Annotated in this window: 18 protein-coding genes and 1 pseudogene; 15 read left to right on the forward strand and 4 right to left on the reverse strand. The window is 42.1% G+C overall.

Annotation, left to right across the window (positions count from 1 at the left end):
* Nucleotides 1-64: 64 nt before the first annotated feature.
* The 3 genes from ODU55_RS05890 to ODU55_RS05900 all read left to right on the forward strand — a co-directional run bounded on the left by ODU55_RS05890 (nt 65) and on the right by ODU55_RS05900 (nt 3,566).
* Complete coding sequence (locus tag ODU55_RS05890; protein ID WP_398582232.1) at nt 65-907, forward strand: aldo/keto reductase; 843 nt, start codon at nt 65-67, stop codon at nt 905-907.
* Nucleotides 908-988: 81 nt separating this feature from the next.
* Nucleotides 989-3,145 carry a Tex family protein gene (locus ODU55_RS05895; protein WP_398582233.1) on the forward strand — a complete coding sequence of 719 codons (2,157 nt, stop codon included), beginning with the start codon at nt 989-991 and terminating at the stop codon, nt 3,143-3,145.
* On the forward strand, nt 3,132-3,566 hold the full coding sequence (locus ODU55_RS05900) for a SprT family protein (RefSeq protein WP_398582234.1): 435 nt from the start codon (nt 3,132-3,134) through the stop codon (nt 3,564-3,566). The genes ODU55_RS05895 and ODU55_RS05900 overlap by 14 nt, the downstream gene beginning before the upstream one ends.
* A gap of 258 nt (nt 3,567-3,824) precedes the next feature.
* Here ODU55_RS05900 and ODU55_RS05905 read toward each other — a convergent pair whose 3' ends face one another.
* Entirely contained in the window at nt 3,825-4,643 is an 819-nt protein-coding gene (locus ODU55_RS05905) for a DUF6261 family protein (RefSeq protein ID WP_398582235.1), read from the reverse strand.
* Nucleotides 4,644-5,133: 490 nt separating this feature from the next.
* On the opposite strand from ODU55_RS05905, the gene ODU55_RS05910 reads away from it, so the two are divergent.
* The 5 genes and pseudogenes from ODU55_RS05910 (at nt 5,134) to ODU55_RS05930 (ending at nt 13,797) form a co-directional block, all read left to right on the forward strand.
* The gene (locus ODU55_RS05910) at nt 5,134-7,701 is read left to right on the forward strand and encodes a type I restriction-modification system subunit M (protein WP_398582236.1); all 2,568 of its coding nucleotides are present in this window, start codon (nt 5,134-5,136) and stop codon (nt 7,699-7,701) included.
* Between the two features lie 124 nt (nt 7,702-7,825).
* Nucleotides 7,826-9,055, forward strand: a complete 1,230-nt coding sequence (locus ODU55_RS05915) for a restriction endonuclease subunit S (RefSeq protein ID WP_398582237.1) — start codon at nt 7,826-7,828, stop codon at nt 9,053-9,055.
* A gap of 48 nt (nt 9,056-9,103) precedes the next feature.
* A complete protein-coding gene (locus ODU55_RS05920; RefSeq protein WP_398582238.1) occupies nt 9,104-12,229 on the forward strand; it encodes a type I restriction endonuclease subunit R in 3,126 nt (1,041 codons plus the stop codon).
* Between the two features lie 114 nt (nt 12,230-12,343).
* Nucleotides 12,344-12,853 (forward strand): annotated as a pseudogene (locus tag ODU55_RS05925) (restriction endonuclease subunit S); the annotation flags it as partial.
* A gap of 20 nt (nt 12,854-12,873) precedes the next feature.
* Entirely contained in the window at nt 12,874-13,797 is a 924-nt protein-coding gene (locus ODU55_RS05930; protein ID WP_398582239.1) for a site-specific integrase, read from the forward strand.
* A gap of 3 nt (nt 13,798-13,800) precedes the next feature.
* Here the strand turns inward: ODU55_RS05930 and ODU55_RS05935 are convergent, their stop codons facing one another.
* Complete coding sequence (locus tag ODU55_RS05935) at nt 13,801-14,370, reverse strand: hypothetical protein (RefSeq protein ID WP_398582240.1); 570 nt, start codon at nt 14,368-14,370, stop codon at nt 13,801-13,803.
* A 119-nt stretch (nt 14,371-14,489) separates the two neighbouring features.
* On the opposite strand from ODU55_RS05935, the gene ODU55_RS05940 reads away from it, so the two are divergent.
* Nucleotides 14,490-15,251 carry a hypothetical protein gene (locus tag ODU55_RS05940; RefSeq protein WP_398582241.1) on the forward strand — a complete coding sequence of 254 codons (762 nt, stop codon included), beginning with the start codon at nt 14,490-14,492 and terminating at the stop codon, nt 15,249-15,251.
* On the forward strand, nt 15,241-15,513 hold the full coding sequence (locus ODU55_RS05945; RefSeq protein WP_029185971.1) for a PspC domain-containing protein: 273 nt from the start codon (nt 15,241-15,243) through the stop codon (nt 15,511-15,513). The genes ODU55_RS05940 and ODU55_RS05945 overlap by 11 nt, the downstream gene beginning before the upstream one ends.
* Nucleotides 15,514-15,555: 42 nt before the next feature.
* On the opposite strand, the gene manA is transcribed toward ODU55_RS05945, so the two are convergent.
* Nucleotides 15,556-16,497 (reverse strand): mannose-6-phosphate isomerase, class I, encoded by a 942-nt coding sequence (gene manA / locus ODU55_RS05950; RefSeq protein WP_398582242.1) that lies wholly within the window; start codon nt 16,495-16,497, stop codon nt 15,556-15,558.
* A 221-nt stretch (nt 16,498-16,718) separates the two neighbouring features.
* On the opposite strand from manA, the gene hprK reads away from it, so the two are divergent.
* The 5 genes from hprK to ODU55_RS05975 all read left to right on the forward strand — a co-directional run bounded on the left by hprK (nt 16,719) and on the right by ODU55_RS05975 (nt 20,654).
* Entirely contained in the window at nt 16,719-17,651 is a 933-nt protein-coding gene (hprK, locus tag ODU55_RS05955) for an HPr(Ser) kinase/phosphatase (protein WP_398582243.1), read from the forward strand.
* Nucleotide 17,652: 1 nt separating this feature from the next.
* Nucleotides 17,653-18,429, forward strand: coding sequence for a prolipoprotein diacylglyceryl transferase (gene lgt, locus ODU55_RS05960; RefSeq protein WP_398582244.1), 777 nt, complete (start codon nt 17,653-17,655; stop codon nt 18,427-18,429).
* Nucleotides 18,430-18,442: 13 nt separating this feature from the next.
* Complete coding sequence (locus ODU55_RS05965; protein WP_398582248.1) at nt 18,443-18,853, forward strand: DUF948 domain-containing protein; 411 nt, start codon at nt 18,443-18,445, stop codon at nt 18,851-18,853.
* Nucleotides 18,837-19,370 (forward strand): YtxH domain-containing protein, encoded by a 534-nt coding sequence (locus ODU55_RS05970; RefSeq protein WP_398582245.1) that lies wholly within the window; start codon nt 18,837-18,839, stop codon nt 19,368-19,370. The genes ODU55_RS05965 and ODU55_RS05970 overlap by 17 nt, the downstream gene beginning before the upstream one ends.
* Nucleotides 19,371-19,529: 159 nt before the next feature.
* A complete protein-coding gene (locus ODU55_RS05975; protein ID WP_398582246.1) occupies nt 19,530-20,654 on the forward strand; it encodes an aminotransferase in 1,125 nt (374 codons plus the stop codon).
* Nucleotides 20,655-20,668: 14 nt separating this feature from the next.
* Here ODU55_RS05975 and ODU55_RS05980 read toward each other — a convergent pair whose 3' ends face one another.
* Nucleotides 20,669-21,850 (reverse strand): DUF2974 domain-containing protein, encoded by a 1,182-nt coding sequence (locus ODU55_RS05980; RefSeq protein WP_398582247.1) that lies wholly within the window; start codon nt 21,848-21,850, stop codon nt 20,669-20,671.
* Between the last annotated feature and the right edge of the window lie 361 nt (nt 21,851-22,211).

Below are 22,211 nucleotides of genomic sequence, written 5' to 3' on the forward strand. Positions count from 1 at the left end.
TAAATTTTTGTCAGGGCTTACATTTTAGGGTATACTAGAACTAGCAAATACAGGAGGTCTTTTTATGAAGACATATCAACTAGCAAATGGTGTGACTATTCCAAAAATTGGTTTTGGGACTTGGCAAATCAAGGATGGCGAAGAGGCTCATCGTTCGGTGCTCTATGCCTTGGAAGCGGGCTACCGTCATATTGACACAGCTCAGATTTATGGCAATGAAGCCAGTGTCGGTCAGGCCATTGCGGACAGTAGTGTGGCACGGGAGGATATTTTCCTAACGACAAAAGTTTGGAATGACAAGGTTGGCTATGAAGATACCCTTGCTTCAGTAGAAGAATCCATGCAAAAACTTCAGGTGGATTATCTGGATTTGTTACTGATTCATTGGCCAAATCCCAAGGCTATTCGCGACAGCATTGGCTGGAAGGAACGCAATGCCCAGGTTTGGAAGGCATTAGAAGAGCTCTATCGTGCTGGAAAAGTGAAAGTAATTGGAGTTTCTAACTTTATGGAACACCATCTAGAAGCTTTGCTGGAAACAGCTGAGATTATCCCGATGGCTAATCAGATTATGTTAGCTCCAGGTACTCCTCAGTCAGAATTAGTTGCCTACTGCAAAGCCAAAGGCATTCTCTTGGAGGCCTATAGCCCATTTGGTACAGGGACACTTTTCCAAAGCCAAGAAGCAGCTGATTTGGCTAAAGAAGCTGGTTGTAGTGTTGCACAGTTAGCACTAGCTTGGTCTTTAGATAAAGGCTTTCTCCCTCTCCCGAAATCAACTAGTCCAGAAAATATTAAGGCGAATTTGGAAATTGATGGCTTGGCTATTAGTCCGACAGCAGTTGCAAAGTTGGATAAACTAGAAGGAGTAAAAGGTCGCCTTGACCCGGATCAGGCTGAATTTTAATTAGCTATTGAGAGCATGTAGTTTATCTACGTGCTTTTTCTATTGAGTCATTTGTACCGCTTTCATGTTATAATAGTAGCTATGGAAGAAAAATATTTGAAAATTGCTCAGGAATTGGGCGTTAGTTTAAAACAGATTGATACGGTTCTCTCTTTGACGGCTGAAGGCAACACCATTCCCTTTATCGCTCGTTATCGAAAGGATGTGACTGGGAATTTAGATGAAGTAGTCATCAAGTCTATCCTTGATCGGGATAAGGCTTTGACTGCTCTCGCTGACCGTAAGGCTACTGTCCTTGCCAAGATTGAAGAACAAGGAAAATTGACAGACCAGCTCCGTCAGGCTATCGAGGAAGCGGAAAAGTTGGCAGATGTGGAAGAACTCTACCTGCCTTATAAGGAAAAACGTCGGACCAAGGCAACGGTGGCGCGTGAGGCTGGACTGTTCCCGCTGGCTCGTCTAATTTTGCAGAATGTGGCTGACTTGGAAGAACAGGCTGCTAGGTTCATCTGTGAAGGTTTTGATACTGCTCAGGCTTGTTTGGCTGGGGCTGTGGATATTTTGGTGGAAGCTATCTCAGAAGACAATAAGCTTCGGGCCTGGGTCTACCATGAAGTACAGACCAATTCAAGCCTGACTTCAGAGCTAAAAGATCAAGAAGCAGATGAAAAAGAAGTCTTTCAGATTTACTATGATTTTTCTGAGAAGGTGGCAAAAATGCAGGGTTATAAGACCTTGGCCATCAATCGTGGGGAGAAATTAGGCATTCTCAAGGTTTCTTTTGAACACAATGTGGATAAAATGGTCCGTTTCTTCGAACTGCGTTTTCCACAGTCTAATAGCTACATCAAGGATGTCATCCAGCAGGCAATCAAGAAGAAAATTTTGCCTGCTATGGAGCGTCGGATTCGGACAGAATTGACAGAAGAAGCAGAAGAAGGAGCAATCCAACTCTTCTCTAAAAACCTACGTAATCTGCTTCTCGTATCTCCCCTCAAAGGCAAGGTTGTTCTTGGTTTTGACCCTGCTTTTCGGACAGGAGCTAAGCTGGCGGTTGTAGACCAAACGGGCAAACTCTTGACGACCCAGGTCATCTATCCAGTTGAGCCGGCTGGTCAGCGACAAATTGCCCAGGCCAAGAAAGACTTGGCAGACTTGATTGGGCAATACCAAGTGGAAATTATTGCTATCGGAAATGGAACGGCCAGCCGTGAGTCGGAGGCTTTCGTCGCTGATTTGCTCAAGGATTTCCCAGAAGTTTCTTACGTCATCGTCAATGAAAGCGGAGCCTCTGTCTACTCAGCTTCTGAATTGGCCAGATATGAGTTCCCAGACCTCCCTGTGGAAAAACGCTCTGCCATTTCCATCGCCCGCCGTCTGCAAGACCCTCTGGCAGAGCTGGTCAAAATCGATCCCAAGTCGATCGGTGTCGGCCAGTACCAGCACGATGTCAACCAGAAATCTCTGTCCGAAAGTCTGGATTTTGTGGTCGATACGGTGGTCAACCAGGTCGGGGTCAATGTCAATACGGCCAGTCCTGCCCTTTTGGCTCACGTGGCTGGTCTCAACAAGACCATTTCGGAGAATATCGTCAAGTACCGCGAGGAAAATGGTGCCCTGACTTCTCGTCAGCAGCTTAAAAAGGTTCCTCGTCTGGGTGACAAGGCCTTTGAGCAGGCAGCTGGTTTCTTGCGCATCCCAGATGCGACTAACTTTTTGGACAATACTGGCGTGCACCCCGAGTCTTACAAGGCTGTGGAAAACCTGTTAGAACTTCTAGCTATTGACCACTTAGATGAAGCTGCGCAGGAAAAATTGAAGCAGGTGGCTATCGCAGATACAGCTGAAAAAATCGGTGTTGGTCAGGAAACCTTGAAGGACATCATCGCAGACTTGCTCAAGCCAGGTCGTGATTTACGGGATGACTTTGAAGCACCAGTCCTCCGTCAAGATGTCTTGGATGTCAAGGACTTGGTAGTCGGACAGGAATTGCAGGGCACGGTCCGCAATATTGTGGACTTTGGAGCCTTTGTGGACATCGGTGTCCACGAGGATGGTCTGGTCCACATTTCACGCATGGTCAAGCGCAAACGGGATAAAAATGGACGCCAACAAGCCTTGCCACATCCAAGCGAAGTTCTCGCAGTTGGGGAAATCGTAACGGTCTGGGTGGTAGAAGTTGACATCAAACGCAACCGTATCGGTCTTAGTCTTTTGAAACCAAATGGATCTGAATAAGTATGTGCAAGAAGTCTCCTTGCAAGACTTCGGTAAAACATTTCGCCATCAGGCTATCTGGAATAGGCGACTACGGTCAACGGGTGGTCGCTTTTTTCCAAGGGATGGGCATTTGGATTTCAATCCCAAGCACTTGGAGGAGCAAGGTTTAGAAGTCTTTCGGAAGATTGTCCGCCACGAGCTCTGCCACTACCATCTCTACTTTGAGAAGAAAGGCTATCGGCACAGAGACAGGGATTTCAAGGAATTGTTGGCTGCGGTGGACGGCCTGCGCTATGCTCCCAAACTGGAACAAGCGGCCAAGCCTAGTCTGCTGTATACCTGTCAATCCTGTGGACAAGTCTACCAGCGCAAGCGCCGCATTGACCTAAAAAAATACCGATGTGGGAAGTGTAGGGGGCTTCTAGTGAAAATGTTTTAAAATGAGAAAACCAGTCCTAAGATATTCACTTAGGGCTGGTTTTATGTGTTTATGGTATTGTTTTTTTTTTGAAACTGGTAGAACGAAAAAATGTGTTATGATATAACTAGGGAAAACACCGAGGGCGGAACAGGCAGCCGCCGCACCTTTTGGGTCTGAAAGAGATGTAGGAATGCCACTCTACCGATGTTTTTTCAAATTTTGGGAGACGTTTCGTTTCCTTTTTTTGTTCTAAAGGATTAGATATAAGTAAAAGGATTAGGGTTGAAGGATCGGTTCTGGGAGTTGTAAAATGATATTTTTATCATTTTTCACAACTTTGCTTGAATGGTGTGCAAGTTGTTCGATGTAGTATTGTCTACTAGTATTGAAAAGTGTAATGAGTTCGGAGTATAGAGATTGACCATGGAGTTCCATCAGGATTTCGCAGAGTTTTAAAACACGGAGATAAGCAGACTGGAGATCTTTACGGATTTGATAGGTATCATAGCGATTGGCTTTGCTACGAATATCTGTGGTATGGGAGAAAACTGTTTCAAATTCCTGCTGACTTTCTTTTAGGTTCTCAAAAAATCTTTTTAAACCAAGGATTTCGATATATTCAATTGTTTCTGGACTGGATAAACGATTAAATAGTTTGTCCAATTCTAGACTTTCTTTTTCATAATCAAGTCGATGTATGTCTCGGAAAGGTTTTACAATTTCTGTTAACTCACTATAAGCAGTTTTTTCAGATTGTCGTTTACTCGTTTCGAAGGCGGCTAGACTACGTTTAAAAATAGAAAAGTCACTATTACGGAGTTGATTGGCATCCTGAATCTTTTTTGTTAATTCCTTGCCTTTATCTTGATTGATAGCTTTTTGGTATTGGGTGAAGGCTGCTTGCCATGTATCTATTGCTAGGGTCAAATGCTTATCTTGATTGAAAGGAATTTGACTTTGTTGTAATGATTTGAGACTGCGAGAATTAAGTTGGTAAAAGTTGCTGTTGTCCAACTTTTGCAGTGGTAATGGTTTCACTTTACTTGTTCGTATGCTTGTGTTTGATGCAGAGTGATTTTCTTTTTTTGCTGTCATCAGCTATCCTCATTTCTTATGTGATGGTACTATGATAGCAATTAAACAATCTATTCAACAGGACATTTTTGTCCCGAAAATGAACTTGGAAGTAATGAAGTGCTGATTTTACTGCCTGATAACAAGAAATGAACTGCTAGGTCGGTAAATTGTTCCTTTGAGGGAGTCTATTCCACAGATTAGTTGATAGTTTTAAACCTTGTCACATAAAAATTGAGAAAATAGATCGTATTTTTTGTATTTTATTGTTACCAAAAGAAAAAAATCTAAAGAAGTTTTTGCTTGTCAGCTTTCAGTCGATGAATTAGTCGACTGATTTTTAGTTTGTTAGCTGATTGAAAGATTTTTTTGAAGCATGAAATAATTGTACAGCAATAATCAGTATATTATGCAACAATAAATAAGGTGTTTTTATCTGTCTCATGATATAATTTTATAGAAGGCTCTTACGCTATTTCTGGGCGTAAGTTATAAAGAATAAGGAGAAACTATGATTACTTCTGAAGAGATTAAATTACGTCTATGGAATGGTGCCAATGAACTACGTGGCTCTATGGATGCTAGTCGGTACAAAGATTATATGCTTGGGCTCATGTTCTACAAGTTTTTAAGTGACCAAACCTTAAAAACCTTTGCCAACACATCAGGCTTGACCAAGGAAGACAATTGGTATGAGGAGTATGTGCTGGCTCATCAAGAGTATGGGACAGAGCTAGAAAAGATGATCCAAGACGTTTTGGGCTATTTTGTCCGTCCAGAACACCTCTACCAAACTTGGATTAAGGATATGAACGAGGGGCGGTTTGAAGTTCAGAAGGTGACGGATAGCCTGAGCCAATTTGAGCGAAGTATTGCCGTAGCCAATGGTTCAGATGATTTTCAAGGCCTTTTTGCCAGCTCTACCCTTGATCTGACGGATACAGCACTGGGAAGCAACCTTAATGAACGGAGTAAAAACATCCAAGCTCTTATCCGTTTGTTTGAGGATTTGGACATGGTTGCCCTGCAAAGTGGAGATGTTTTGGGGGACGCTTATGAGTATCTGATTGGACAATTTGCTATGGAATCTGGTAAGAAGGCTGGTGAGTTCTACACGCCCCACCAAGTCAGTGAAGTCATGGCTCAAATTGTTGCGACCAATTCTTCTATTTCATCCATCTATGACCCAACCGTTGGCTCAGGTTCTCTCCTTTTGACAGTCAAAAAACACCTGTCGGAAGACAGGCAGAGAAGTCTGAACTACTATGGTCAGGAAAAGAATACGGCAACCTATAACCTGACCCGTATGAACCTCCTGCTCCACGGTGTCCGTCCTGAGAAGATGAGCATTAAAAACGGTGACACCCTTTCACAAGACTGGCCAGAAGATCCAGAACGCCCAAATGAAGGAGTGCAGTTTGATGCTGTGGTTATGAACCCACCTTACTCTGTTAAAAATTGGAACCGTTCAGGTTTGAAACCTAGCGACCCACGTTTTGAAATCGCTGGTGTACTTCCGCCTGACTCAAAAGGAGACTTTGCCTTTCTTTTGCACGGTCTTTATCACCTTGGAACCCATGGTACCATGGCCATCGTTTTGCCACACGGTGTTCTCTTCCGTGGAGCAGCTGAGGGCGAAATCCGTAAGCGGTTGATTGAGAAAAACCAGATTGATGCCGTTATTGGTCTGCCAAGTAACCTATTCACAAACACAGGTATCCCCGTTTGTATCATTATCCTCAAGAAAAATCGGGAGCTGAATGAACCTGTACTCTTTATCGATGCCTCACGCAACTTTATCAAGGCAGGCAAGCAAAATGCCTTACAAGAAAAAGATATTGCTAAGATTGTGGATGTATATACGAACAGAAGCGAAGAAGAGGGATACAGCCACCTAGCAAGCCGTCAGGAATTGATTCAAAACGACTATAATATGAACATTCCACGCTATGTGACGGCTCTTGATGAAGAAATTCCTCACGATGTGGATGCTCATCTATACGGTGGTATTCCAAAGAGAAATATTCAGTCCTTGAGAGTGCTCAATCAAACTGTCAAAGAGGTCTTGGTTCAAGCCTTTAGCGAGGATCGTCCTGGCTACCTGACCTTGAACCAGACTATTGAAGAATTTTCAGGAGCCGTCTTGTCTAGTCCAGTCGTTCGGGAAGAATATACTCAAGTCAAGTCGACGATTGCAGCCTTCATTGAGGAATATTGGACAAAATTGCACCGTTTACAGACGGATACCAATACAAGACAATTAAAAGAAGCCATGTTGGCAGACATCAAGGAACGCTTGTCACAATTTGACCAAGTTGACATCTATGAGGGCTACCAGATTATCGCAGAAATTTGGACCAAGACTCTGACACATGATGCCGAGCTGATTGAGCAATTAGGCTTTTATGAGGCGGGTCGTACCCGTGAGCCGAATATGGTCAGCAAGGGGAAAAACAAGGAAAAGGTTCAAGATGGTTGGAATGGTGTGATTATTCCTAACAGTCTGATTGCCAGTGAGTGCTATGGTGAGGAGCTTGCCCATATTGAAAGCTTGAAAAATCGGATTTCGGAAATTGACAGTGAAGTCAGCGAATTGGTTGAAAATGCCAAGGTGGAAGATAGCGAGGAGTACAATGCTCTCTTTGATGTCCTGAAAAAGAATGACGATGGGGAAGCGCAGGATAGTTTTGAAGGGAAATTGGTCAAGGCTGCCTTGAAAGAGGCGACAAAAGGCACAGTAGAATTTGGTTTCTTGAAGCAAGTGGATGATCTAGCCAAGGAGAAGTCGACAGTAGCCAAGGAAATCAAGACCAAGGAACAAGAACTCAAGGAATTGGTGTCCAACCGCATCCAAGTCTTGACAGATGAGGAAGTTGATCAGCTACTCTATAAAAAATGGTTTGGTCAGGTGACAGACAAGGCACTGGAACTGGTTGAATTGCCATTAAAGGCTGAAATTGCTATTATCGAAGAACTCCATAATCGCTATGCTGAAACCTTGGATGATATGGATGCAGAAATTGCCCTGCTTGAAACAGAACTTGAAAATCTGATGAAAGAACTGGTGGTGTTATCATGATAAATGAGAAAGAAATGTTCTTATACAAAGCGTCCAAGAATATAAAAAGAAAATCATCAGCAACTCTTTTCGGTCATTTTCCGAAAAGGGAAGAAAAATCGAAAGAAGTTGGGGGAGTGTAGAAATGCCGAACAAAGACAGAAATATCCCCAAACGCCGTTTTAAAGCGTTCGAAAATGCAGATGCTTGGGAACTGCGGAAGTTGGGGGAAGAGGTTCATTTTTATAATGGACGAGCATATAAGCAATCGGAACTATTGGATTTTGGAAAATATAAAGTTGTTCGAGTAGGGAACTTTAATACTAATGAAAAGTGGTATTACTCAAATTTAGAGCTAGAAGATAATAAAACCATAGATACTGGGGATTTAGTATACTTATGGGCAACGAGCTTTGGTCCTGAAATTTGGAAAGGTAAAAAGTCTATTTATCATTATCATATTTGGAAATTGATAATAAAACAAGTTGAAAAAATAGATAAGAACTATTTATATACATGGTTGTACCAGGATAAGGAGAAAATTGCTCAGAATACAAATGGCTCCACAATGGTACATATTACCAAAGAAATGATTGAGGATAGAGATTTCGAGTTCCCCTCCCTCCCTGAACAAAAAGCCATTGGCACTTTCTTCTCCACCCTTGACCAGCAAATCACCCTTCATCAGCGTAAACTGGACAAATTAAAGCATGTAAAACAGGCATATTTGAGTGAAATGTTCCCCGCTGAAGGAGAGCGTGTGCCAAAACGCCGTTTCCCAGGCTTTACTGACGCTTGGGAACTGCGGAAGTTGGGGGAGGTGGCTACAAGAGTTACTAGAAAGAATAGTGATTTACTGACTGAGTTGGCATTAACAATATCAGCTCAATACGGACTTATTGATCAAACGGAATTTTTTGATAAGAGGATAGCAAGTAAGGATGTCAGCGGTTATTACCTTGTAAAAAATGGTGAGTTCGCTTACAACAAAAGTACTTCTTCCGATGCACCTTGGGGAGCTGTGAAACGGCTAGATAGATATGATATGGGTGTTTTATCTACGCTCTATATTGTATTTGGAATATCTAACTTTGAAAGGGTTTGTTCGGACTTTTTGGTAACATATTTTGATACAAATTTGTGGCATAAAGAAGTACAAGCAGTGGCGGCAGAAGGTGCTAGAAATCATGGATTGCTAAATATATCTGCGAGTGACTTTTTAGATATTGCATTATATTTTCCCAAGTCTCTTCCCGAACAAAAAGCCATCGGCACCTTCTTCTCCACTCTCGACCAGCAAATCACCCTTCATCAGCGTAAGTTAGAAAAGCTCAAAAACTTGAAAAAAGCACTTTTAAATGAGTTGTTTGTATGATTTTCAGCGTAAGTATCAGCTAACTATTTGGCTTTAGAAAGGAAATGTATGGAAACTATCTCAAAAACTGCATCAGAACGGGAATTTCAAGAACAGTTCGTTCGGGAATTGTCCAAGTTTAAGTGGCAGACACCTGAACATCTCAATGGAAACTTGCAGAAAGTTACAGTTCAGGATTTGATAAAAAACTGGCGGACAGAGCTCAATCGGATGAATGCGGATGTCTTGGAAGGTGTTGCTCTTACCGATAGTGAGTTTGACCAAGTCATGTCTAAGGTCAAGCAGATTTCCAACAGTTATGAGGCCGCAAAAATCTTATCCATGGAAGGCTCTACAGGTAAAATTGATGGTATTTACCGTGACCAACATCCTCATGTGACCAAAAAGCAAATCACATTAACCATTTTGAAAAAGGCTCAGGTTAGTGGAGGAGATTCTAGCTATCAGGTGGCTCGTGAAGTTTGGTCGGACAATGGCAATCGCTTTGACCTTGTCCTACTGATCAACGGGCTACCCTTGATTAACATTGAGCAAAAGCGGAGCGACAAGTCTTTGGACGAGGCTTTTGGTCAGTTTAAACGCTATTATGCCGATGGGGAATATACCAATAACTTCATGGCCTTTTCACAAATGATGGTGGTCACAACAGACATTGAAACCCGGTATTTTGCAACGCCTAAGTCTATCCAAGATTTCAATCCTGCCTTTGTATTTCATTGGTCTGTCACCAAGAAGGATCAGGAAACAGGAAAACAGTTGGGGCAGCGGGTTTTGACAGACTATCGGGAAGTTATTGAGCATTTTTTGATGGTTCCCATGGCCCATCAGATGGTTGGTGATTACCTCATCATTGACGAAGATCCGGATAATGAGGAGAATAGACGGCATATGCTCATGCGACCTTATCAGGTCTATGCCTTGCAGGCGGTTGAAAAGGCGGCATTTGGCTGGGATAATGTGGATAAGGTGCCACATGGTGGTTTTGTCTGGCATACCACAGGCTCTGGAAAGACCATTACCAGCTTCAAAACAGCCCAATTCTTATCAACACGAACGGAGTTTGACAAGGTTATCTTCCTCCTGGATAGACGGGATTTGGATGAGCAGACATCAAAGGCATTCAAGGCTTATTCGACCTATGAGTCTGTCAATGTGGATGACACCAAGAGTACCTATCAGCTACGGAAGCAACTTATGTCCGCTAAGAGTGGCATTGTTGTGACAACCACCTTCAAATTGAGTAACTTGGTCAAGGACTTGATAGATGGGGATGATAGGACTTTGGCAGACAAGAAAATCATTTTCATCATTGACGAAGCCCATAGGACAACCATGGGCGACATGATGGGGATGATTAAGGACTATTTCTTTAAAAACGGTCTCTTCTTCGGCTTTACTGGTACGCCCCTCTTTGATGAAAACAAGGTCAAGGGGAAAATTAACGAACGTAGTGAGTTGATTAACACGACTGAAAAATTATTTGGTCCCCTCCTTCATCAATATACCATTGATGAAGCTATTGCGGATGGAAATGTCCTGGGTTTCCATGTGGATTATATCAACACAGGGGAATTCAGGAGTTATGAAGACTTGCGTGAAGATCTGATTGAATGTTTATCAGAAAAACAACCTGAAAAAGGTGTCAAAGAGATTGAACGTCAGGTCATGATGCTGTCTGAATTGGATGTTGAAAAAAATGCAGCCAAAGAGGGATTGTTAGTTTATCAAGACCAGACCCATATTCCAAGGGTAGTAGAGGAGATTTTGTCAGACTGGCAGGAACAATCACAGGGTGGTGAGTTCAATGCCATGCTGACGGTTGCTTATAAGGAGCGGGTTATTGCCTACTATCACGAGTTTAAAAAGCAAATAGCAGAGCAGTTTGCGGATGGGGCTGCTAAGCCCAACATTGCCATGACCTTTAGTTTTGGGAATGAAAACGACCCTGACAATATTGCTCGGGAAGTCATTGAAGAGATGTTTGCGGATTATGAAGGATTTACAGGCATCCGTTTTATTGCTGGTGATAAGAAAAAGGGCGAAGATGCCTATTTTGAAGATGTGACTGATCGTGCTAAGCGTGGTGGAAGTGGTCGTAATCCGAAGAATATTGATATTCTTATCGTAGCAGATCAGCTCTTGACGGGGTATGATGCCAAACGGTTGAATACGCTGTATGTGGACAGACGATTGGAATTGCAGGGCTTAATTCAGGCTTATTCTCGCACCAATCGGGTCTTTGGTTCCAGCAAGGAGTTTGGGACCATTATCAACTTCCAATACCCTAGAATAACAGAGGAGATTGTAAAGGAAGCCTTGTTGCTCTATGGTAGTGGGGGAAGCAATAGCCATGTTCTGGTTGAAAAATATGATGTGGCAGTTGCTATTCTGCGGTCAAAAGTAGATGCTCTGAGGTCGGAGTTGCCCAACCCGACCAAGTGGATTGACATCCAGTATGATGAGGAGAAAAAAGAGGCTTTCAAGACAGCCTTTAAAGAAACTCTTAAGCAACTGGAACGTGTCAAGCAATACTATGAGTTTGTCTGGGATGATGAAGCCTTTGAGCTGGATGAGCATAGTTGGCTCCAGTACATCGGTGCTTATAAGAACCTGTTTCCTAGAGTCATTGACGGGGATGACTTCCTTCCAAGAGAGCTGAAGGGACGCACCAAGTTGCAGGGTAGTCAAATTATTGATGCCCAGAGCTTATTTGCCTTGATTGGAAATAAAACGACTAATGAAGGTGGTTTCCAGGTAATCAATGATAGTAATTTGGTCTTGATTTTGGAGCAAATTCAAGAATTGAGTAACTTGGGTGAAAATGAGCTGGCAGAAGCCTTGAAAACCTTTATCAATGAGGAACTGGTCACAGGTCACTTGTCTGACTCTGTCGATTTTGATGTCGCTTTTAAAGAATGGCAAGAGAACCGACAGTTTGCTGTCATCAAGGAATTTGCAGGTCAATGGGGAATTGATAGCGACTTGCTCAGAAAATCCTTGCAGGAATACAATGCAAACAAGCCAGAAGATATTCCTTTCCGTGAGGAAATTGCGGCGACCCTTGACCCTAGTCAAGCCACCAATGAGTTCGCTGGTAACAAGCTAAAACTCAATATGAATTTGAACAAGGTTCTACCACAATGGATGGCAGAAACCAAGCAAAAATACAAATAAGACCACTAAGGCCAAGATTTTTCTTGGTCTTTTTCGTCGTTTTCAGAAACTAACAGAAAACACTTTCTAGTAGCTATCAAATGAATAAATAATCATCTTTCTTCCTTGTAGAATATGCTCAAAAATGAAGACGCTTGGGAACTGCGGAAGTTGGGGGAACTAGGAACAGTTGCAATGTGTCGTCGTATTTTTAAGGAACAAACTTCGGAAATTGGAGAAATTCCCTTTTATAAGATTGGTACATTTGGAGGAACCCCTGACGCTTTCATTTCTAAAGAATTGTTTGAGGAATATAGGAATAAATATTCTTATCCAACTAAAGGTGATATTTTAATTTCTGCCTCAGGGAGTATTGGAAGAACAGTAGAATTTTTGGGCAAAGATGAGTATTTTCAAGATTCAAATATTGTTTGGCTAAAACATGATGGAAAAATTGATAATATTTTTTTAAAACAATTTTACTCCATTGTTAAGTGGTCAGGAGTTGAAGGAAGTACTATAAAAAGATTATACAATGAGAATATTTTAAATACAGAAATAGTATTGCCCACCCTCCCCGAGCAAAAAGCCATCGGCACCTTCTTCTCCACCCTCGACCGTCAAATCACCCTTCATCAGCGTAAGTCGTAGAAGGGAAAAATAGTATGAATAAAATTACACGAGAAACCTTACTTCATGAATATTTTAAAGAATGGACAAGACTGTTTAAAGAAGGGGCTGTTCGCCCAATTACCCTTGAAAAGTATCGAAATAACCATTATCATTTAAAAAATATTGTGCCTGACTTGGCTTTATATCAGTTGGATAGAACGACCTATCAGCAAATTTTAAATGAATATGCTCTGACCCATGAACGGCAGACGGTCATCGACTTTCATCATCAGCTCAAGGGTGCAGTCTTGGATGCTGTTGATGAAGGTTATATTGACCGAGACCCGACCCGAAAAGTGATTTTTAAGGGGAAGGCACCTAGAATTAAAAAAATGAAGTACCTTAACCAGTTTGAACTCCACAATGTTCTTTCTGATTTGGACTTGGAATGTCGTATCAACTGGGATTGGCTCATTTTGCTCATTGCGAAGACGGGTCTGCGATTTTCAGAAGCTTTAGGTCTGACTCCAGCTGATTTTAACTTTGTTCAGCAGAATGTTTCTGTGACAAAGACTTGGAATTACAAGGGAAATGGTGGTTTTTTACCTACTAAGAATAAATCTTCTGTGCGTAAAGTGCAAATTGATTGGCAGTTGAGTATGCAATTCCAGCAATTGATAAAAGATTTACCTCAGGATAAGCCTATATTTGTCAATGGTCCAGTCTGCAACTCCACTCCAAATAAGTGGTTGGAGCGGCACTGCAAAAATGTAGGTGTACCAGTCATTTCTATTCACGGGCTGAGACATACCCATGCCTCTCTTTTGATGTATGCAGGTGTTTCAATAGCTAGCGTATCAAGACGCTTGGGACACTCCTCCATGACAACCACCCAAAAAGTCTATATGCATGTCATCTCTGAACTTGAAAATCAAGACACAGATTTAGTCATGCGTTACCTATCTGGCCTAAGCTAGACATCAAATCGACTTACGCTGATGAAGGGTGATTTGCTGGTCGAGAGTGGAGAAGAAGGTGCCGATGGCTTTTTGTTCGGGGAGGGTGGGGAACTTTGCAATACTTTCAGCAACTAAATTCCAATCTGACCTCGGCATCTTCGTGCCTGATGTATCGTTTGCAACAAGTTGAAAAGCATTGCTCTGAATGTAGGTATATAGAAAGCAACTATGCCAAACGTCCGATTTTAAATTCCAAAAGTCACCTAGAGCTATACCTTTAAATTCTGCATACCACCAATTTTTTAAATATGGACGCAATTTTCCAAATAATACATCTCCTTCGTTAAACTCTAAACCTTTTCGATCATCATTTACTTTCTGGAAAATATCCTTATTCAAAGTCCCTAATCCTGAGTTAATATCTTCAAACTCCAATCTTGGCAGAACTTTACTAGATGATGTAATGTTTGAGCGATAAACCATCTCCCCCAACTTCCGCAGTTCCCAAGCGTGTTCGTTTTTAAGTTTCCAAATCCGCAGTGGTGAAGCGTATCTTGGGAAAGATGAGCAGTTCCATTGCTTAACTTTCATCTGTTTTCGGAAAAAATTCTGTTAATTTCGTTTACAACCCTTGATTTACTAATATCAGTCCTCGGGCTGATTTTTTTGGTGGGGATTGTGATATACTATAATAGAATCGAGGTGAGTCTATGACACAAAAGAGAGAAGAACGCTTAATTGAGCTGTATGAAAAAGGGATTTTGACCAAGGAAGAGGCTCGTGCCTGTTTTAAGGAAATGAATCAGGAACCTGACTTTCTGTTTGTGGAAGAAAAAGCCAAATTAAATTTTACTCTACCTAGCTTTAAGGTATTTGCCTCTTCTAAACTCAAACAGGCGTATAGTTTTGAAGGGATTGAGTCGCTCTTTCTGAAATTATCCGAAGGTCGACTTCAATTGACCAAGTCAAAGACAAATCAGATTGGTGTTGAGATTTGCTACAATCAGGATGCACCCGAAGATAAACTTCCTCGTATTTATGTTGAAAAAAAATGTCTCTATTTCAGCAGTGGTTTGGCCTGTCGTTTGACAATCAGCTTGCCACAGGAGTGGATGTCTGTATTGGATTTGGAATTGGGGCAGGCCGATGCTCGCTTGGATTATTTACCGTTTGAAGATATTTCCATCCGCAGTTCAAGGGATAAAAAACAACAGGATATCCGCTTGACGACCTGTGGTGGTTACCCCCAACATTTGAATGTAGAGTTGGTCCAGGCACCATTGACCTTACAAACGAGTAAGGGACAAGGGATTCGTGGACAGATAGAGTCGCCATCTGGTCAGGTTTTGGTCAACCGAAAAAAGAAAGCCAGTCCCTACCAGTTTGAAAAATCGGGCAATGATGTACTCTTTATCAAGGCACAGACTGAACAAGGTGCCTTCTATGTGAAAGGAATAAAAGATGTCGATTGATTTGTATAAAGTAAGACAGGGTAAGATTTTGTCGGGTGTCCTTGCAGGGCTAGCCCATAAACTGGGCTGGGAAGCATGGGTGACACGCGCAATATTTATTGCAGGCCTTCTTTTGGGAAAATCTTTTCTCTTGTTGGTTGCTCTTTACGTAGCAGCAGCCTACTTTTTACCATATAAAGAAGATCAGGATGCGGAACGCTATGGAACAGGACCACGTAAGATAAAAGATGCGGAAAAGATAAATAAGTCTTGGTTTGGATAGAACGAAAAAAACTTGAGTTTAAAGGCTCAAGTTTTTTTATGCTTAGTTAGTATGGCTAGCGATGATTTCCATTGGGCCTGTAAAGGTCCAGTCTGTCACATCAGCTGGTAAGACAAAGTGGCTTCCTTTTTCAAGTGGGTAGTTGGTTTCGCCGACTTGGATGGTGCCTTGACCTTCGATGATACTGACCAGTAGGTAAGGTACTGTCTGTTTCATTTTGACTTCTTGGTCAATATTCCATTTATATACGGTAAAGAAGGGATTGGCAACCAGAAGTGTTGAGTCAAGATTGCCTGCCTTGAGGTGGGCCGGTGTTGAGTTAGCTACAGGTCCGATGGTCAGGACATCAATCGATTTTTCAATGTGTAGTTCACGGAGGTTTCCTGCGTCGTCACGGCGGTCAAAGTCATAGACACGGTAGGTTGTGTCACTAGATTGTTGGGTTTCTAAAATCATGATACCTTTACCGATAGCGTGCATGGTGCCGCTTGGGACGAAGAAGAAGTCGCCTTTTTTTACAGGTACATGGGTCAAGAGATTGTCCCAATCCCCAGCTTCGATTTGCTGGCGGAGTTCTTCTTTGGATTGGGCATTGTGGCCATAAATGATTTCAGCGCCGTCTTCGGCTTCTAAAATGTACCAACATTCTGTCTTGCCCAGTTCGCCTTCGTGAGCCAAGCCATAGCTATCATCAGGATGGACTTGAACGCTGAGCCAATCTTCAGCATCAAGAATTTTTGTTAATAATGGAAAGACATCATCTGTTGGATTGCCAAATAAATGCTTTTCATTCTTATAGAGGTCATCCAGTCCTCTTCCTTTATATTGACCGTTTGAGACTGTTGTTACGCCATTTGGATGGGCAGAAATAGCCCAGCATTCACCAGTCTTTTCACTAGGAATGTCGTAGTGGTAGTTGGTTCTTAGGCGATTGCCCCCCCAAATTTTTTCCTGCATGACAGGTGTGAGAAACAATGGTTCCATGCTTTTCTCCTTAATAGTAAGATTTCTTCTATATGAATTATAACAGAATTATTGGAAATAGTTAGTAAAGCGAGGGTTGATATTTAATCTATTGAAATAAAACTATATTCCTGAGAAAACTTTGAAATGAGCCCATTTTTTTTACTAAAACGAGTCATTTCTATTCTCCCCCAACCCCTTGCTTATGGTATAATATAATAAAACTGAAAGTGAGGGAACAAATGACCGTTTATGTAAAAGATCTGGTCGATAATCTGCGGATTGAATGTGCTTACAGTACGGAAGAGCTCCTGAAAAAGCCCATTACAACGGCAGACATTACCCGTCCAGGATTGGAAATGACTGGCTACTTTGATTACTATGCTCCAGAACGGATTCAGCTGATAGGGATGAAGGAGTGGTCTTACCTGATGGCCATGACTGCACATAACCGCTATCAGGTGCTCTCCCAAATGTTCCAGCCTGAAACACCAGTTATTATTGTGGCGCGTGGTTTGGAAATTCCAGAGGAGATGTATAAGGCGGCGAAAGAAAAGCAAATTGCCATCTGTAGCAGTAAAACAGCGACCAGCCGTCTATCAGGGGAATTGTCTTCCTATCTGGACAGTCGATTGGCACAACGGACCAGCGTTCACGGTGTTTTGATGGATATTTACGGTATGGGTGTCCTTATCCAGGGAGATTCTGGTATCGGTAAGAGTGAGACGGGTCTTGAATTGGTCAAGCGTGGACACCGATTGGTGGCGGATGACCGAGTTGATGTCTTTGCAAAAGATGACGTAACCCTTTGGGGTGAGCCAGCGGAAATTCTGCGCCACCTATTGGAAATCCGTGGTGTAGGAATTATCGACATCATGAGCTTATATGGTGCTAGTGCCGTAAAAGATTCTTCAGAAGTGCAGTTGGCTGTTTATCTTGAAAATTATGAAACGGGTAAGGTCTTTGACCGTCTGGGGAATTCTGGTGATACCATTGAAATTGCAGGTATTTCAATACCTCAAATCCGCATCCCTGTTAAGACTGGTCGCAACATCTCTGTGGTTATTGAGGCTGCAGCTATGAACTACCGTGCTAAGCAAATGGGCTATGATGCAACGAAAATCTTTGAGGAGCGTCTAGGCAATCTCATCGAGCAGAATAGAGAAGAGGGCTAATATGGATCCAATTGCGATTAGATTAGGTCCTTTAGAAATTCGCTGGTATGCCATCTGCATCTTGCTAGGCTTGGTCTTGGGTGTTTATTTGGCGACCAAGGAAGCACCACGCAAGAAGATTTTGCAGGATGATATTTTAGACTTTATCTTGCTAGCCTTTCCGCTTTCCATTATCGGAGCCAGAATATATTATGTCGCTTTTTCATGGAGCGAGTACAAGGATAATCTCTTATCTGTCTTTGCTATCTGGAATGGTGGAATTGCTATCTATGGTGGTTTGATAACAGGGGCAATCGTACTCTATTTCTTCAGCCTGTACCGTTTTATTAATACACTAGACTTTCTGGATGTGGTGGCTCCTTCTGTCATGATTGCGCAAGCCATTGGACGATGGGGAAATTTCTTTAACCAGGAGGCCTATGGTAAGGCTGTGGACAGCTTGAACTACCTACCAGCCTTTATCCGAGACCAGATGTATATTGATGGTGCCTATCGTCAACCGACCTTCTTGTTTGAAAGTCTGTGGAATCTGCTTGGTTTTTGCTTGATTTGTGTCCTACGCAGAAGGCCAAAATTCCTCAAACAGGGGGAAATCACAGCTTTTTACCTGATTTGGTATGGTTTTGGACGTCTTTTGATAGAAGGCCTGCGGACAGATAGTCTCATGTTCTTGGGCATCCGTATTTCCCAATGGCTGTCTGGCATTCTTATCTTGGTAGGAATCAGCATGGTTATGGTGCGGAGAAGAAAAACCTCTATTCCATTTTATCAATCATAAAGGAGAAGTTATGATTATTGAAATTTCAGTCTTGATTATTGCCTTGTCCATCGCGGCTGTGGCAGTTTACATTGTTTTGCTCTTGAAAAAATTAGGAACAGTGACGGATGAGGCACAACAAACCCTCAAGGTCTTGACCAGCGATGTCAATGTGACACTTTACCAGACCAATGAGCTCTTGGCCAAAACCAATGTTTTGGTGGAAGATGTCAATGGTAAGGTTTCGACCTTGGGTCCCCTCTTCGTTGCAGTTGCGGACTTGTCCACTTCTGTGTCTGACTTGAACGCTTCGGCGCGTGATTTGACGGCCAAAGCCAAGTCGGCAGGTGCCAATACGGTCAAAGCTGGTGGAGCTATCTCTGCCTTGTCAACAATTTCATCTCTCTTAGGTAAGAAAGGAGAAAAAAATGGTAAAAAAATCTAGTGTCTTAACCAGCCTCTTATTAGGTGTAGCAGGAGGTGCAGCTGCAGCCGCATTTCTAGCAAGTAAAACTGGTAAATCGGTGAAAGAAAAAGTCGTTAACTTTGCTAATGACTACAAAGAAAACCATGAAGAAATCAATGCTGATTTGGTCAGCAAGGCTCAGGACTTGGGCAAGCAAGCCTCAGAACGCTTTACAGAAGTCAAAACTCAGTTGGAAACTGGGGAATTGACAGTGGAAGATTTGGTCAAGTCAGGTAAGGAAAAATCTGTCGAAACCTTCGAGCAAATCAAGGAAAAAATCGCAGAGCAAAACCTGTCAACGGCTGATATATTGGAAGCAATCAAGGCTAAGACGGCTAAAGCTCCAACAGTGGATTTGACGGAAGAAGATATTGAGGATGCTGTGGTGGTGTCTGAGGATATTGAAATTGATATCGAAGATGTTCAAACTGAAGTGGTATCAGAAACTGTTTCAGATGTAGCAAGCGAAACTGCTTCAGAAACAGTTGAAGGATAAAAAATGGCTCGTTATCAACTGTAATGAGTTGATGTTGACTACACTGAGAGAGGATTTATTGATCCTCTCTTTTTTAATGCTGAAGGTACTTTGTATATTTATACGATTTTGTGAGAATATGGTACAATAGGAGCAGAATAAATAAAAGTAGGAAGTCTTATGAAATTACCACGTTTTGGCGTTGAGGAATGGCTGAATGTCCATGAAAACAGCGCGGTTTATGATATTGCCGGGGTGTCCATTTCTTCATTGACTTTGGAGGAACTGTTTACCTTGTCGGGAACCAATCCTGAGGATTTTTATGAGAAATTGCAGGGTACTAAGCTCAACTATGGCTGGATAGAGGGTTCGCCAGCATTTAAAAAATCGGTTAGTCAACTCTATACAGGCGTCAAGCCAGAACAAATTCTCCAGACCAATGGGGCAACAGGGGCCAACTTGTTAGTTCTTTATAGTTTGATCGAACCAGGAGACCATGTCATTTCCCTTTATCCGACCTATCAACAACTCTACGATATTCCAAAGTCCTTGGGAGCGGAAGTGGATTTGTGGCAGATTGAGGAAGAAAATGGCTGGTTGCCAGACTTGGAAAAACTGCGTCAGCTCATTCGCCCAAATACCAAGATGATTTGTATCAACAATGCCAATAATCCAACTGGTGCCGTCATGGATAGGATTTATTTGGAAGAATTGGCTGAAATTGCTGCTGAAGTTGGGGCTTATATTCTATCGGATGAAGTCTATCGTTCCTTTTCTGAGCTGGATGTGCCATCCATTATAGCAGTCTATGACAAGGGGATTGCTGTCAATAGCTTATCCAAGACCTACTCCCTACCTGGTATTCGTGTGGGCTGGGTGGCTGCCAATCATCAAGTGACAGATATATTGAGAGATTATCGGGATTACACTATGATTTGTGCAGGTGTTTTTGATGATATGGTGGCTCAATTAGCTTTGGCCCATTATCAAGAGATTCTAGAACGAAATCGGCGTATTTTAGAAGAAAATCTAGCAATTTTGGACCAATGGATTGAGAATGAACCCCTCGTTTCCTATATCCGTCCAGCGGTTGTTTCGACTAGCTTTGTCAAGATTGCAGTGGATATGCCCATGGAAGATTTTTGCTTGCAGCTTCTGCAGGAATACGGTGTTCTTTTAGTGCCTGGCAATCGGTTTGAACGTGACGGCTATGTCCGTCTAGGTTTTGCCTGTGAACAAGAAACTTTAATCAAAGGATTAGAAAAACTATCCCAATTTTTAAGAAGATTTGATAAAGAAAACTAGCTCAGGTGGTTGAGCTAGTTTTCCTTATTTTCAGTTGTGTTTCTTTGGAACAATTTCCGCCAATCTGGTAGAGAGATTTCAGGGCTTGGAATGGAAGTGCTAATATTGTCCCTCCAAATTTGATAGCGGGTATCAAAGAGTAGCCGAATGAGTTTATCTATCATTTCCGCCTCTTCTGCAGATAATTCCTTCCTCAAACGGTCCATTTCCTGTAATTTCTGTAGGGGATTGACAGTTATATCGCTGAATCGTTCAATACCTGCTTGGATGAAAATCCCGAAAAAGAGGTCAAAGAAATCTTTCAATTCTTGATCCGTTAGGCTGGCAGTCCAAGCTTTTAAAGTCTGGTCGGTTTGAAGGCTGTCGCTAGTTAGGGCAGGGGATGACTTGAAATCAGTTCCTTCAATTTCCCAAGAAAATGTGATGTGCTGGAGAAGACCGATGGTGTTGCTCTGAACAATTTGGGCATTTTCAGGTGTTTCCAACATCATTCCCACGATGGAATTTTGTGGAATGAGGGGGTAAATCCGATTTTGAATGGCTTGGTAACCAGGAGATTCCAAATGCTTTTTATGGAGCCCTGGTGCGTCAAAGGGATAGACAGCCACAATCCGCTCTTGTAAGTTTGAAGACAGCTTACTTGCGGAATAAAGGGCTAAATTGCCACCTTTGGAATGCCCTGCGACATAGAAGTTCTCCTTTTGATTAGACATTATTTTTTCCAAATAATCACTTGCAGAACGCTGGGCAGGAATTTCATCCATATAGGTCATGTGGAAGTCTTCCTTCCAACCGATGATAGTGTCATCTGTTCCCCTAAAACAAGTCAGGACAGTCTGTCTGTCCAAGCGGTAGCTAATGGCGGCGAATTGTTGCTCTTGGTCCAACTGGTAATCGTCAACGAAGCCAAATGCCTTGATAGACTTGAAGCGTATGGATTTGGCTAGAAGGGCAAATAAGGCTAGGCGGTTTTTAGTCACCATAGAAAAGGGAGGGAAGTCATTCTGATAAGTTGCTTCAAAATGCTCAGCCAAATGATCCAGTCGGATACCATTTTCAGTAAAAGAAGCGGGGACAAGCTTGTCAAAAGGCAGGTAGGAAAGCTCAGTCAGGGCCAAAATGTCCAGTTTGTTCAGGGGCTGGTCGTAAAAACTGTCGTATTGACTTTCTTCTATGTAATTTAATAAATTTGGCATGGGAATCCTTTCATTTTTCTTCTAGTATAGCGAAATATGTGAGGAATGACAAATCTTGGTTGGAGATTTAGAAAAATCCCCATTTTTCCTGAATTTTAGGCTATAATATATACTATATATAAAAAGGGAGAGAGCACGGGAGTTTGACAGTTTGAATGACACAAAAGTGCCACAAACGTTGATGTGATGCTATTTTTTTGTCAAATTTTCGTATATATTAATCGCGTACTTTTTTCGTACTGTGATATAATAGAGTGAGGTGCGAATCTATGAGAGTTAAAAAATCAGTATCTAAAAATACAATCAATTATGCCATTATCAAAGATATTAAGGTTGGAAATAAAAGAACTTCTACCATTGT

The sequence above is a fragment of the Streptococcus sp. 2022WUSS037 genome, from assembly GCF_044427225.1.
Taxonomy (GTDB): domain Bacteria; phylum Bacillota; class Bacilli; order Lactobacillales; family Streptococcaceae; genus Streptococcus.

What these genes read in the sequence shown, in the direction of transcription:
- ODU55_RS05930 (WP_398582239.1), top strand. Translation starts at nt 12,874, where the DNA reads ATGAATAAAATTACACGAGAAACCTTACTTCATGAATATTTTAAAGAA.
- manA (WP_398582242.1), bottom strand. Translation starts at nt 16,497, where the DNA reads ATGGAACCATTGTTTCTCACACCTGTCATGCAGGAAAAAATTTGGGGG.
- ODU55_RS05895 (WP_398582233.1), top strand. Translation starts at nt 989, where the DNA reads ATGGAAGAAAAATATTTGAAAATTGCTCAGGAATTGGGCGTTAGTTTA.
- ODU55_RS05910 (WP_398582236.1), top strand. Translation starts at nt 5,134, where the DNA reads ATGATTACTTCTGAAGAGATTAAATTACGTCTATGGAATGGTGCCAAT.
- lgt (WP_398582244.1), top strand. Translation starts at nt 17,653, where the DNA reads ATGGATCCAATTGCGATTAGATTAGGTCCTTTAGAAATTCGCTGGTAT.
- ODU55_RS05945 (WP_029185971.1), top strand. Translation starts at nt 15,241, where the DNA reads ATGTCGATTGATTTGTATAAAGTAAGACAGGGTAAGATTTTGTCGGGT.
- ODU55_RS05935 (WP_398582240.1), bottom strand. Translation starts at nt 14,370, where the DNA reads ATGAAAGTTAAGCAATGGAACTGCTCATCTTTCCCAAGATACGCTTCA.
- hprK (WP_398582243.1), top strand. Translation starts at nt 16,719, where the DNA reads ATGACCGTTTATGTAAAAGATCTGGTCGATAATCTGCGGATTGAATGT.
- ODU55_RS05940 (WP_398582241.1), top strand. Translation starts at nt 14,490, where the DNA reads ATGACACAAAAGAGAGAAGAACGCTTAATTGAGCTGTATGAAAAAGGG.
- ODU55_RS05915 (WP_398582237.1), top strand. Translation starts at nt 7,826, where the DNA reads ATGCCGAACAAAGACAGAAATATCCCCAAACGCCGTTTTAAAGCGTTC.
- ODU55_RS05900 (WP_398582234.1), top strand. Translation starts at nt 3,132, where the DNA reads ATGGATCTGAATAAGTATGTGCAAGAAGTCTCCTTGCAAGACTTCGGT.
- ODU55_RS05890 (WP_398582232.1), top strand. Translation starts at nt 65, where the DNA reads ATGAAGACATATCAACTAGCAAATGGTGTGACTATTCCAAAAATTGGT.
- ODU55_RS05970 (WP_398582245.1), top strand. Translation starts at nt 18,837, where the DNA reads ATGGTAAAAAAATCTAGTGTCTTAACCAGCCTCTTATTAGGTGTAGCA.
- ODU55_RS05975 (WP_398582246.1), top strand. Translation starts at nt 19,530, where the DNA reads ATGAAATTACCACGTTTTGGCGTTGAGGAATGGCTGAATGTCCATGAA.
- ODU55_RS05980 (WP_398582247.1), bottom strand. Translation starts at nt 21,850, where the DNA reads ATGCCAAATTTATTAAATTACATAGAAGAAAGTCAATACGACAGTTTT.
- ODU55_RS05905 (WP_398582235.1), bottom strand. Translation starts at nt 4,643, where the DNA reads ATGACAGCAAAAAAAGAAAATCACTCTGCATCAAACACAAGCATACGA.
- ODU55_RS05920 (WP_398582238.1), top strand. Translation starts at nt 9,104, where the DNA reads ATGGAAACTATCTCAAAAACTGCATCAGAACGGGAATTTCAAGAACAG.